The following is a 13,849-nucleotide window of genomic DNA, read 5'->3' as shown; positions in this document are numbered from 1 at the left end:
ATCTTGTCTAATTATTAATTATTTAGCATTAGAGTTCCAAAAAAGCTGTGGTGTTTTATTTTCCCATATTAGGGTACCCGCTTTTTCCCAAGGAGAATCTATATTTTTATGCAACAAATCTCTTTCCCACTTAAAAGATACTTTAATTCTTTTTTTTACAATTTCAAACTCTTGCTTTTGCGCCAAATCAATAGCATTACGATGTGCCCAAAAGGAAGAATAATCTGTAAAACCTTTTTTCAAAGAATATGCATTCTCTTTAATATTAGGTGCATTTACAACCCACATCCAATTTACATATGTACCTCCTTTTAAATAATCTCCTGGCATACCTTTTTCATCTAAAATAGGTAAAAATTCATCTTTATATTTCAAACCATATACTTGATGATATCCTTTAAAATGATTATCCATAAATACTGGATGTTTACATATTCCAAAATATTTTACTAAAGATTTATCTACAAAATGCGTAGTAGTACTAGAACCAAAAAAGCTATAATGTACTTGTACTTGTGAGATAATTGATAAGAAGAAAAATGACACCAGTATCCCATTTCTTATTCTATTTCTGTTATAACCACGTGAATTGTCATCTTCATTAAATTTTAATAATTCTATTTTATTAATAATAGAATTTGAATTCGTGCTAAAAGTATTTTCATGTAAATTTATTTTATCAAAAAGTAATATAGGGTAACACGTAGGAGAAACTTTTACAATTTTCTTAAGTAAATTTTTCCCTGTATAGCTTACATTATCATCATCTATCCCGTGTATTTTTTCTTCTTTTATTTCTACAGATTCGTTTGTTGATTCCTTACCGTAAACATGACTAATAAATTTTATACGATTAAAAATATCTAAACTTTGAATTATCATTTTTAATTTATGAGAGCGTAAATTAGAAGCGTCATAATAAATGACAAGGCTTTCTTTTTTAGAAGCTAATTTATTCCATATTCTATCCCACCACGAAACTGGAACCATCAGAAAATAAATAGAAAGACAGCCAAAAGCAAAATAAGGTATTGGATATTCTATATATATTCCTAAATGAAGTCCAAGACCAATAATCAAGAATGGTATTCTAAATTTTTTATTCCAAAAAATGAAAATAAATATAAACTCAAATACTATTGTCAAGTGAGATAGAAACTTGATTAAGAATTCCTGATTAAGTATCCATTGAGCATCAGCAATAGAAACATGAGGAAGTGAAGATGGTAACCACATCCCTAATCCCCCAAGCCACATTGGAGATTGCATCTTATAGAAGATAACAGAATCAAGGTAAACTATTCCAAGTCCCATAAAAACAGGTAGTAAATAATTGATTTTTGACACTTTGGAAGTAACGTATACTAAACCTTGATTTAAATATTTTAATTTCTTAAGTATTATATCGATGGATAAAAATCTACTTATAGGTAAAAATATAAGTAGGAAATTGATTCCTATATACACGTAAAACATATGATAAGAATAATTAGTCATACTAGAAATAAATATCAGCGTAAACAAATAATTAATGATTGTTACTGTTTTTGTATATAACCCAATAATCATAAAAACAAGAACTGTCATCCATAACAACATTAACAACTTAGTATCAGGGAAATGAACATCGAGATATGGCAATCTATCGAAATAAAGCTGACGATGATTAAATATTTCGATGATTTCAAACAAAAAATTAAGACAGTATGCTATTCTAAAAATAGCCAAACCTTTTGCAGAAATTTTTTTAGTAAATATAGCAGCCATACTGCACAATTTTAATTATTAAAATGGTTTATATTTGAGTTTCTATACTATCAACACGTAATAAATCTGTCCCCTTGGTAGAATATACGCCATTTTTTATAGTATTCTTTTTAATTACTGCTCCACATCCGATAATACAATGTTCTTCAATTGTTACATGATCCCTGATTGTAGCATTTATCCCTATAAAACAATTATTCTTAATTGTTATTTTTCCAGAAACAGCAACCGACGGTGCTAAAAAACAATGATCTCCAATTGTAGAATGATGAGCGACTACAGTTCCAGACCACAAAACAGTATTAACACCTATTTTGGCACCAGGTTCTATTACACAACCGTCAAAAATAAAACTATTTTCCCCTACCATTCTTAAATCCCAAATATTTGCTCTTGGACTAATATATGTAACAAAATCATAGCCTAGATCTTTTGCTTCAAGATACAAACGTTCTCTCACCGTATTTACTTTATTTGGCCCGATTGCAATTAACAATTCATGTGTTTGTGCTGGAAAAAAATTGGTTATCTCTTCAAAATCAACAACGGGTAGATCACAAAATTTATTTACAGTTTTAAATTTTTTCTCTACAGAAAAGGCAATAACTTTATTATAATTATCTCTTTTTAAATATTGATACGCCATTTCGGCATAATCACCAGTTCCAACAATAACAATAGACTTCATATAACGATTATTTATGTATCACAAGCGTTAGTTCATAAAGATCATAAGAATGGTCAATGATAAAATTTCTCGTCATTTTTTCAACAATAAAAGAGGTTAACTTACCTAAATCAGGATAATACAATCGATCATATCCATAATCTACATGAGGTGTCATTAGATTTAAAATAACTTTCTTATTACTAATCTTAAACATATTTTCGATTGATTCAAAAACATAGATTTCCCAATCGTTTGTTTTTGAATCTAGTTTTGCATTATACGTACCAGAAGCTATAACGTAATCAAAATTTTCGGAAACGTTTTCAACATTTATTAGTTTAGCTTTATCATTACCATAAATACTATTAACCTGATCAATCATATCAGGAACTATATCGATTCCTTTATATATAAAATCAAGTTCTTTTTTTTTACAATACCCCAAATATCCTCCACCGCCACATCCTACATCAAGAACAGAGGGCTTACCAAAAAAATCTATATATCTATTAATTATTTCAAATCTCAAGTCCTGAGTCTCTTCATTCTTCCAATCCATTCCTTTAGCTCCAAATCCATATTCTTCTACCTGTTTTTGATAATAATCAACTATTTTCTTCTTATTTGGTATTGGTTTCATCATAAATTTTTTTAATAATGGTTAACGGTCGTTGTTTAGTCTCTTCAAAAATTTTAGACAAATAAATTCCTAATATACCAACACTCAAAATAATTAAACCACTCAAAAACCAAATAGATAAGATGAGAGATGTCCAACCATCTAAGTAATCCTTATAAAATAAATTGGATATTAAATAATACATGGTAAACACAAAGGATGAAAAACTAATAATTAAACCCAGATAAAAGACATAAATCAATAAATTTTTAGTCGAAGAAGTAATTGCATTAACTAATAATGCAAGTTTCCTTCTGGTACTGTAAGTTGATGTTCCTTTTCCAAGTTTTTTGACTTCAACAGGTAACTGAGTATACCCAACTAATGCAAAAACGCCTCCAAGAAATAACTCTCTCTCAGAAAAATCCTTTAAGGCCTCTATATATGGTTTACTCATTAATCTAGCCATCAAAATGTTTTCCTCAATAGGAACATCTGCAAGGTTATTGAATATTTTATAAAATATCTTTCCTGTTATTCGTTCTACAAACCCACCTTTCCTAGTCTTTTGTACTCCGAATACCACATCAACATTTTGTTCACTCATTTCTTTATAAAAAATGGTAAGTAGCTCTGGTTCTTCTTCCAAATCAGAATCTAGCAAAAACACATAATCTCCAGTAGCATACCTTAATCCTGTCATTACCGCCTTATGATGCCCAAAATTTCTGGATAACTCTATAAGTTTAACTTTTGAATCAAAATTTCTAATTTCTAAAACTTCTAGATTTGAATGATCAGGAGAACCATCATTTACAAATACAATCTCATAATCTTCCGTAAGTTTCTGTGCAACTTTTTGAACTCTTTCATAAAACTCTTTAACAAAGCGTTCAGATTTATACAGAGTGGTGACGATTGATAACTTCATGAATTAAAACTTTTCAAAAATGAATTTGCTTTTTCACCTTCATTAAAAATTAAATCCAAAACACTTACTCCATGTTCGAAAGGAGATGACATTTGATTATATTCTTTATATCCAGAATAATCTATCCATTCTATCTCTATAGAATTTTCATAAAAAAGAGCATTTTTGATATAAGTCTTTGCAGTGGGCCCTGAAACATAAGTTTTTGCTTCTAACTTTTTACAAGCATCGATTAATCTTTCATTTGCATCTCCAACAAGAAAAAGCTCTGTGCTGCTAATTATAGGCGTCTTAATATCTAAAATATCGCAAATTTCATGAATAAATTTCTTGTTAATTTCACTAAGCAATAAAGTATCTATTTCTAAATATAATTTTTCAAATCGCTCTCTATATTTTCTAAAAAAAGGAGCTTTCCCATATACGGCCTGTAAGGTTTTCCAATGCTTTACATTCCATTTGGGTAAAAAAACTTTGGTTTCATCAACTCTCTGATCAAGATTATTTTGCTTAACAGGAATAGTAATCCATTCTAACCCCTTATTAGTTTTTAAAATATTTCGATTCCGCCAATCATTTTTTGTGTATTGAACTTCATCATACAACACAAATACATCAACCATATTGATCATGTCAAAATACCCTTTCCAGGGAATATAATTTGATTGAGATATTGCTATTTTTTTTTTCAAATATTATAATTTAAATACTATACATATATTGTTTTTTCGAAATAATTTAATGCAGAAAAATTTGGCTTACAAGAATTTTTATCATTAGTATATTTCTTTCAAAACCAACTCTTTTTCTTAGCGCATTAAAAAGGTAAAACAAGTTATTCATTATTTAACGTCCAAATATAATACTATTAATTTTCTATCACTACATTCATAATTATAGATTACAAAAATGAAAATATTACTTCTCTTTAACACATTAATAACAAAACATTTACATTTCTTTAATTTTTAATTTTTTGAAATATTTATTTCTCCAATAACAAAAACAATATAAAACTATTATATTTAGTCATAATTCCTTAATTTAAATTAGTAATAATTAATTTTGAATTAAGGTTATAAATACCAAAATAATTGTACCCTAATTTTATATAATTCGACAGGTATATGTTTAAAAATTTTACTTCAAAAAGCTTTGAGTTTAAATCTTTAGTCATCATACTATTTATCACTCTATTGGTATATCTAAATCATTTTGACAATCCATTTTTTTTTGATGATTATCATACCATTACCGAAAATGAATCCATACGAAGTTTAGACAATTGGACGAGTTTTTTCTCAAATGCCGATACTTTTAGCTCTCTTCCTGCCAATAGATCATACAGACCTGTAATTACATTGATGAATGCTATTGATTATGCATTGGCAAATGGATTAAATTCTAAATATTATCATTATCACATCTTTTTTTGGTTTTTGGTTCTAATTATTTTAATGTTTCGATTAACTAAACATATTTACGAAAAATCCCTGGGAAAATATCAGTGGATTGGAGTCACAGCACTTTTTGCAACCGCTTGGTTTGCACTCCATACTGCCAATGCAGAAACTATTAATTATATCTGTGCTCGCTCTGATTCTTTTTCCTCTTTATGTACCGTAGCCTCGTTACTTTTATACATTTATCCTTTCGGAAAAAAATGGCATTTATATTTAATCCCTATGATTATTGGTATCTGGACAAAACAAACCGGAGTTATGGTTTTTCCAATACTACTCGCCTATATTATCCTTTTCGAAAATCATTCATTACTTACTGATTTCAAAACAGATACTAAACAGAAAATAATTGAGGTATTTAAAAAAATTGCTCCAACCGCTATTATCACTACTTCTCTTTTTATTTTCAATCAATATTATTTAACTCCGGAGTCAACAGATTCTACTAATTATGTAGTAACAAGGTTTGAATATATTAGCACCCAATGTTATGTAATCATACACTATCTTGGTAATTTTATTCTTCCAATTAACCTTAGTGCAGATCCTGATATTACTATTATAAAACCTTGGTACAATTTCAAAATACTTTTAGGGGTATTGATCATTTTAGGAATGCTATTTTTAATGATAAAAACTGCTTTCAAAAAAGAACTAAGACCAATTGCTTTTGGTATTCTCTGGTTTTTTATTGCCCTAATACCAACTTCTCTAAACCCTCTATTTCAGACTGCAAATGATCACCGTATGTTCTTTCCTTTTATCGGTCTCTTTATTGCTGTTCCATGGGGAATATTAATTATTCTAAAAAAGTATAATGTATTTGAAAAAGGTAAAAAATATACTATCGGCATTGCAACTGTACTATCGATAATCCTTATCGGTCATGGATATGGTACATTTCAAAGGAGTAAAATATGGAACTCTGAAGAATCACTATGGTTAGATGTTACAAAGAAAAGTCCTAAAAACGGAAGAGGACAAATGAATTATGGCCTAACTCAAATGGAAAAAGGGAAATTTGATGTCGCATTAGAATATTTCAACAAAGCAGATAAATTGATTCCTAATTATTATATTTTACACATCAATTTAGGCATTGTACATGGAGCAAAAAAAGAATATCCCATAGCAGAACGTTATTTTAAGTCTGCAATACAACTAAACTCTAGTGCACCAGCTGCAGAATATTATTATGGACGATATCTTTCTGAACAAAAAAAATACAATGAAGCCGAAGTATATTTAAAAAAAGCATTAGTTAAAAGTCCAAATCATATTCTATCTAAGGAATTATTAAAACAAATCTCAAATAAGATTGTAACCTCTGAAAAAGAGATAAAAATCTTATTAAAAAAAATAAAAACAAATCCTGACATTGAATCTTATATCAATCTAAGCCTTATATATTATAAAGACAAAAAATATAAATTGGTAATTTCTACTTGCAAAGAATTATTAAAAATAGACCCTAATAATGCTCTTGCCTATAACAATATATGTTCTGCCCATAATCAAATGGAGCAATGGAAACTTGGAGCTGAAGCCTGTAAAAAAGCATTAGAAATCAATCCTGATTATCAATTAGCAAAAAACAACTTAAAATGGGCAACAGATAACATTAACAATTAATCAAAAAATAAAAACAATAAATAATGCTTAATAACAAAACAATAGGTGTAGTAATTCCTTGTTACAATGAAGCTACTCAAATAACAATGGTCCTTGACAGTATGCCAGACTTTGTTGATCGTATTATCATTGTGGATGATGTATCCAAAGACCAAACAGTAGAGGTTGTTATTAAATATTTAAAAAATAATACTTCAGCTTTAAAACTAACCTCTAATCTTCAAAAAGAAATAGTTCCAACCATATATAATAGAGCTGATATTGAGGTGCACCAAAAAAATATAGAAGAATTAAAAAGATTTCCCCCTATTGAAATTTTAAATAAAAATCCTGACGAAGAAAAAATTATAGTTATTAAACATTTAAAAAATGGAGGAGTTGGAGCAGCTGTTGCCACAGGATATAAATGGTGCAAAGATCATGATATCGATTGCGCTGTAGTAATGAATGGTGATGGGCAAATGGATCCAAATGAACTTGAATCTATTTGTAATCCTGTTGTAAAAGAAGAAATCGATTATGTAAAAGGAAATCGATTAATTCACAAAAGTGCTTGGGTTATTATTCCAAGAGTTCGCTTTTTAGGAAATTCAGTATTAAGCATCCTTACCAAAATTGTTTCGGGGTATTGGGGAATATCTGATACTCAAAGCGGATATACAGCTATGTCAAATCACGCTTTAAATTCAATTCCATTATATAACATTTATAAAAGATACGGAATGCCTAATGATGTATTAGTAAAACTCAATATTGCTTTCTGTACAATTCGTGAAGTAAAGATAAAACCTGTTTATGGTGTTGGCGAACAATCAAAATTAAATGTTATTAAAGTTTCTTTTCCTATATTATTCTTGTTAATTCGTTGCTTCTTTAAGCGGTTACATACCAAATATTTGATTAGAAGTTTCCATCCACTATTTTTATTGTATTGGATTTCATTTATTATTGGAATAATCAATATGTATTTCTTATATCATTTATTAGTAAACTTTTTCATCCCAGATTCTAAAACTCCAACCGATTATCTTATAATTTTCATTTTCTTAACCATTTCAGGGTTTCAATCTTTACTATTTGCTATGTGGATGGACATACAGGATAATGAAAGGCTATCTCAATAAACCTACTTTAATTCTCTTAATTGACTTAATTGAATTGGCGAAAGATAAAACCAAATGGCTCCGGGAATAAAAGATAAAAGCTGTAATAGAAATATTATAAGAGATAGTGCGATAGCATCTTGAGAAGGAAGGCCGTATAACTGAAAAATTACAACTAGCGAAGTTTCACGTACTCCTATTCCTAAAACAGTAATTGGAAGTAATGTTAGCAATCCTAAAATAAAGACTCCTAAAAACAAACCTAAATGATTAATAGGTATACCCATACTCCATGCTATATAATTAAAAACACCATATATCAATATCATACTTAGACAGGTAATTCCTATGGCTAGTAAGAATCCTTTAATACCAAGAGTATGAGAATTAAAAGCTTCCCACCATGGTAAAATATATTTTTTAATTTTCTTTCGAAATATAAAAAGGACAAAAAACAGTAATAACAACACTATACCTATTAGTAGCACAGACGAATAATTATCTGGGGATTTTAAAACATTAAAATTAATTTGATAATAAAAAAGTGCTATTAAACTAAAAAAAACCAAGCAAATCAAATCAAAAATGCGATCCATAATAAGACTAGACCATCCAACCTTCTGATTAGGCAACTGGTCCTTAATATAAAACAACCTACCAAAGTCGCCTAATTTCCCAGGAGTAATATTCGCAAGAAAAAGACCAATAAAAAAAATCTTAAGTGCTTGGTAGCTATGTAATGGTATTCCAAAAGAATTGGAAATGATTTTCCACCTTACACTTTTTAGATAAAAAGCAATCCAAAAAATAACTATTGCTACTAACAAATGTGCAATAGAAACTTTTTTTATAGATTCTAATGTATCTTCCCACCCCACCTTATATATCAAAAGGCAAAACAGAATCACACCCAAAAATTTTATCCAAAAACTAAACTTCTTCAAAATATTATATCCATATGACACAAAACAGTAGTACAGAATCTTTCTAAAAATATAAAATTCTTAAAAACTATTTATTAAATAAAAAAGGTTTCATCATTACTGATGAAACCTTAGAGCGGGAGACCAGGTTCGAACTGGCGACATTCAGCTTGGAAGGCTGACGCTCTACCAACTGAGCTACTCCCGCCTTGTGCGGCGACAAATGTATTAGATTTCTTCTAAACTAAAAAACAAATAAATATTTTTTTATGATAATTTCGCGTTAAATTTTAACAAAAGCTAGTTGTAAATATTTTTTTGTGTGTATTTTGGCGATAAAAATTGTTTTTTGTCGAAAAAATCATATATTTGCCTAATTGATAACATTTTAAGAAATTATCAATTTATATTTATGCCAAAAAAGAATAAAGGCTGTTTTAACCATATACAGATTACGGTTAAAGCATACTTTATTTGAGTTTTAATTGTAAATAAAACGTAAAATATGAAGATAAAATTACCCCTCATAATCTTATTTTTATCTTTAGCAACCACTCAGGCTCAGGTCAAAGTAGGTGATAACCCCAATCAAATAGATTCTTTTTCTATTTTAGAATTGGAAAGTACTAATAAGACATTCGTTCTCTCTAGAGTTACTACAACTCAAATGAATGCAATGACTCCTTTAAATGGAGCATTAGTCTACAATACAACTGTTAATTGCGTCTTTCAATATAACAATAATAGCTGGTCAAGTCTATGCACTGGCAACGATGATCAACAATTATCTTTTAATCCGACAACAAATATTTTAAGTTTGGAAGATGGAGGATCGGTTGATTTATCTTCTCTAATATCAGCTGGCCCTATAGGACCAACTGGAGCACAAGGACCTACTGGTGCCACTGGAGCGCAAGGAGCAACCGGAGCACAAGGAACAACTGGTGCCACTGGAGCACAAGGAACAACTGGAGCAACCGGTGCACAAGGACCTACTGGTGCCACTGGAGCGCAAGGAACAACTGGTGCAACTGGAGCGCAAGGAGCAACCGGAGCACAAGGAACAACTGGAGCAACTGGTGCGCAAGGAACAACTGGAGCAACCGGAGCGCAAGGAGCAACTGGTGCAACCGGAGCGCAAGGAACAACTGGTGCAACTGGTGCGCAAGGAACAACTGGAGCAACCGGTGCACAAGGAACAACCGGAGCAACCGGTGCACAAGGAACAACTGGTGCAACTGGTGCGCAAGGAACAACTGGTGCAACCGGAGCACAAGGAACAACTGGAGCACAAGGAACAACTGGTGCAACTGGAGCACAAGGACCTACTGGAGCACAAGGAGCAACCGGTGCACAAGGAACAACTGGTGCCACTGGAGCACAAGGAACAACCGGTGCACAAGGACCTACTGGTGCAACTGGAGCGCAAGGAACAACTGGAGCAACCGGTGCACAAGGAACAACCGGAGCAACCGGAGCGCAAGGAACAACTGGTGCAACCGGAGCGCAAGGAACAACTGGTGCAACCGGTGCACAAGGAACAACCGGAGCAACCGGAGCGCAAGGAACAACTGGTGCAACCGGTGCACAAGGAGCAACTGGTGCAACCGGTGCACAAGGAACAACTGGAGCAACTGGTGCGCAAGGAACAACTGGTGCAACCGGAGCACAAGGAACAACTGGTGCAACTGGAGCACAAGGAACAACTGGTGCAACTGGAGCACAAGGACCTACTGGAGCACAAGGAGCAACCGGAGCGCAAGGAACAACTGGTGCAACCGGAGCACAAGGAACAACTGGTGCAACTGGAGCACAAGGACCTACTGGAGCAACCGGTGCGCAAGGAACAACTGGTGCACAAGGACCTACTGGTGCAACTGGAGCACAAGGAACAACTGGTGCGCAAGGAGCAACCGGTGCACAAGGAACAACTGGTGCCACTGGAGCGCAAGGAACAACTGGTGCAACCGGAGCACAAGGACCTACTGGAGCAACCGGAGCGCAAGGAACAACTGGTGCAACTGGAGCACAAGGAGCAACTGGAGCACAAGGAACAACTGGTGCAACCGGAGCACAAGGAACAACTGGTGCAACTGGAGCACAAGGAGCAACCGGTGCACAAGGGCCACAAGGAACAACTGGTGCAACTGGAGCACAAGGAGCAACTGGAGCAACCGGAGCGCAAGGAGCAACCGGTGCACAAGGACCTACTGGTGCCACTGGAGCGCAAGGAACAACTGGTGCCACTGGAGCACAAGGAACAACTGGAGCAACCGGAGCGCAAGGAGCAACCGGTGCACAAGGACCTACTGGTGCCACTGGAGCGCAAGGAACAACTGGTGCAACTGGAGCGCAAGGAACAACTGGAGCAACCGGAGCGCAAGGAGCAACCGGTGCACAAGGGCCACAAGGAACAACTGGAGCAACCGGTGCGCAAGGAACAACTGGTGCACAAGGACCTACTGGAGCACAAGGAGCAACCGGTGCACAAGGACCTACTGGTGCAACTGGAGCACAAGGAACAACTGGTGCGCAAGGAGCAACCGGAGCACAAGGAACAACTGGAGCAACCGGTGCACAAGGACCTACTGGTGCACAAGGAACAACTGGTGCCACTGGTGCGCAAGGAACAACTGGAGCAACCGGTGCACAAGGACCTACTGGTGCAACTGGAGCGCAAGGAACAACTGGAGCAACTGGTGCGCAAGGAACAACTGGTGCAACTGGAGCACAAGGAACAACTGGAGCAACCGGAGCGCAAGGAGCAACCGGTGCACAAGGACCTACTGGTGCCACTGGAGCGCAAGGAACAACTGGTGCAACTGGAGCGCAAGGAACAACTGGTGCTACTGGAGCACAAGGAACAACTGGAGCAACCGGAGCGCAAGGAACAACTGGAGCAACCGGAGCGCAAGGAGCAACTGGAGCAACCGGAGCGCAAGGAACAACTGGTGCTACTGGAGCACAAGGACCGCAAGGAACTACTGGAGCGCAAGGAGCAACCGGAGCGCAAGGAACAACTGGTGCAACCGGAGCACAAGGAACAACTGGTGCAACTGGAGCACAAGGAGCAACCGGAGCACAAGGACCTACTGGTGCCACTGGTGCGCAAGGAACAACTGGAGCAACCGGTGCACAAGGACCTACTGGTGCAACTGGAGCACAAGGAACAACAGGTAATACTGGAGCACAAGGAGCAACCGGAGCACAAGGAACAACTGGTGCAACTGGAGCACAAGGAGCAACCGGTGCACAAGGAACAACTGGAGCAACCGGTGCACAAGGAACAACTGGTGCAACCGGAGCGCAAGGTGCAACTGGAGCACAAGGAACAACTGGTGCAACTGGAGCACAAGGAACAACTGGTGCAACTGGAGCACAAGGACCTACTGGTGCAACTGGAGCACAAGGAACAACTGGTGCAACTGGAGCACAAGGAACAACTGGTGCAACCGGAGCGCAAGGTGCAACCGGTGCACAAGGAACAACTGGTGCAACCGGTGCACAAGGACCTACTGGAGCAACCGGAGCACAAGGAACAACTGGTGCCACTGGAGCGCAAGGACCTACTGGTGCAACTGGAGCGCAAGGAACAACTGGAGCAACCGGAGCACAAGGAACAACTGGTGCAACTGGAGCGCAAGGAGCAACCGGTGCACAAGGACCTACTGGTGCCACTGGAGCGCAAGGAACAACTGGAGCACAAGGAACAACTGGAGCAACCGGAGCACAAGGAACAACTGGAGCACAAGGAACAACTGGTGCAACTGGAGCACAAGGACCTACTGGAGCACAAGGAACAACTGGTGCAACCGGAGCACAAGGAACAACTGGTGCAACTGGAGCACAAGGAACAACTGGTGCAACTGGAGCGCAAGGACCTACTGGTGCAACTGGAGCACAAGGAACAACTGGTGCAACTGGAGCACAAGGACCTACTGGAGCAACCGGAGCACAAGGAACAACTGGTGCAACTGGAGCGCAAGGAGCAACCGGTGCACAAGGACCTACTGGTGCCACTGGAGCGCAAGGAACAACTGGTGCAACCGGAGCACAAGGACCTACTGGTGCAACCGGAGCGCAAGGAACAACAGGTAATACTGGACCTACGGGAGTACAAGGACCAACAGGTGCCACTGGAGCAATTGGTGCACAAGGACCAACAGGTGTAACTGGTGCACAAGGACCGACAGGTGCAACTGGAGCAACCGGAGCACAAGGACCTACTGGAGATCCAGCAACAAATATTGTAACCAATTTGACTCAGAATACGGGAACAGGAGTTATAACTTATACTAACGAAAATACTCCTACTGCCGATGTACAAACGGCTAATGTAGTAAGTACGAATACAAACAATCAAATTACGGTTGGAACCGATGGTGGTGCATTCTTTATCAGCCCAGTAAAAGCGATGGGGAAAGTTGCTGGTAATGGTACCGCTGCTAAAATATTAAATGCAACCGTTTCTAGAATAAATGAAGGTGATTATCAAATAACATTTACAACTCCAATGCCAGACGATGACTATATCATTCAGTTAGCAATTGTGGATTGTGGAGGCGACTGCCCTGGTAATACCGGAGCAAACTATGATGATCCTGGTATCACATATTATAGTCAAACTACAGCTGGATTTAGAGTAAATATAGGAGACAGCGATAATGGAACTAATCAAAAAGATGATATAGATTTAGAGTTCATGTTTACTGTACTTGATTTTTAACTTAATTACTTTACT

9 protein-coding genes and 1 tRNA gene are annotated in these 13,849 nt (G+C 35.9%); 3 read left to right on the top strand and 7 right to left on the bottom strand.

Going from position 1 to position 13,849, the window contains the following annotated elements:
• Nucleotides 1-18: 18 nt before the first annotated feature.
• Genes DK441_RS16795 through DK441_RS16775 form a run of 5 tightly spaced genes read right to left on the bottom strand, consistent with a single transcriptional unit; the run spans nt 19 to nt 4,679 of the window.
• Nucleotides 19-1,767, bottom strand: a complete 1,749-nt coding sequence (locus DK441_RS16795) for an HTTM domain-containing protein (protein ID WP_109851723.1) — start codon at nt 1,765-1,767, stop codon at nt 19-21.
• A gap of 28 nt (nt 1,768-1,795) precedes the next feature.
• Nucleotides 1,796-2,455 (bottom strand): acetyltransferase, encoded by a 660-nt coding sequence (locus DK441_RS16790; protein WP_109851722.1) that lies wholly within the window; start codon nt 2,453-2,455, stop codon nt 1,796-1,798.
• Nucleotides 2,456-2,462: 7 nt separating this feature from the next.
• Complete coding sequence (locus tag DK441_RS16785; RefSeq protein ID WP_160112138.1) at nt 2,463-3,077, bottom strand: methyltransferase domain-containing protein; 615 nt, start codon at nt 3,075-3,077, stop codon at nt 2,463-2,465.
• Nucleotides 3,058-3,987 (bottom strand): glycosyltransferase family 2 protein, encoded by a 930-nt coding sequence (locus DK441_RS16780; protein ID WP_109851720.1) that lies wholly within the window; start codon nt 3,985-3,987, stop codon nt 3,058-3,060. Before DK441_RS16780 ends, DK441_RS16785 begins: the two co-directional genes overlap by 20 nt.
• Nucleotides 3,984-4,679, bottom strand: a complete 696-nt coding sequence (locus DK441_RS16775) for a WbqC family protein (RefSeq protein WP_235015783.1) — start codon at nt 4,677-4,679, stop codon at nt 3,984-3,986. The genes DK441_RS16780 and DK441_RS16775 overlap by 4 nt, the downstream gene beginning before the upstream one ends.
• Before the next feature lie 435 nt (nt 4,680-5,114).
• Between DK441_RS16775 and DK441_RS16770 the strand changes: the two genes are divergently transcribed.
• On the top strand, nt 5,115-7,082 hold the full coding sequence (locus DK441_RS16770; RefSeq protein ID WP_109851719.1) for a tetratricopeptide repeat protein: 1,968 nt from the start codon (nt 5,115-5,117) through the stop codon (nt 7,080-7,082).
• A 23-nt stretch (nt 7,083-7,105) separates the two neighbouring features.
• Entirely contained in the window at nt 7,106-8,206 is a 1,101-nt protein-coding gene (locus DK441_RS16765) for a glycosyltransferase family 2 protein (protein WP_109851718.1), read from the top strand.
• A 2-nt stretch (nt 8,207-8,208) separates the two neighbouring features.
• On the opposite strand, the gene DK441_RS16760 is transcribed toward DK441_RS16765, so the two are convergent.
• Both DK441_RS16760 and DK441_RS16755 read right to left on the bottom strand, forming a co-directional pair.
• Complete coding sequence (locus DK441_RS16760) at nt 8,209-9,093, bottom strand: lysylphosphatidylglycerol synthase transmembrane domain-containing protein (protein ID WP_160112137.1); 885 nt, start codon at nt 9,091-9,093, stop codon at nt 8,209-8,211.
• Nucleotides 9,094-9,243: 150 nt separating this feature from the next.
• Nucleotides 9,244-9,316, bottom strand: a tRNA-Gly gene (locus DK441_RS16755).
• Between the two features lie 297 nt (nt 9,317-9,613).
• On the opposite strand from DK441_RS16755, the gene DK441_RS16750 reads away from it, so the two are divergent.
• Nucleotides 9,614-13,834 (top strand): S-layer family protein, encoded by a 4,221-nt coding sequence (locus DK441_RS16750; RefSeq protein ID WP_109851716.1) that lies wholly within the window; start codon nt 9,614-9,616, stop codon nt 13,832-13,834.
• Nucleotides 13,835-13,849 lie beyond the last annotated feature (15 nt).

Source organism: Aquimarina sp. AU58, assembly GCF_900312745.1.
GTDB lineage: Bacteria > Bacteroidota > Bacteroidia > Flavobacteriales > Flavobacteriaceae > Aquimarina > Aquimarina spinulae.
Note: the sequence above shows the minus strand (reverse complement) of the source record. Positions and strands in the feature narration are given on the sequence as shown.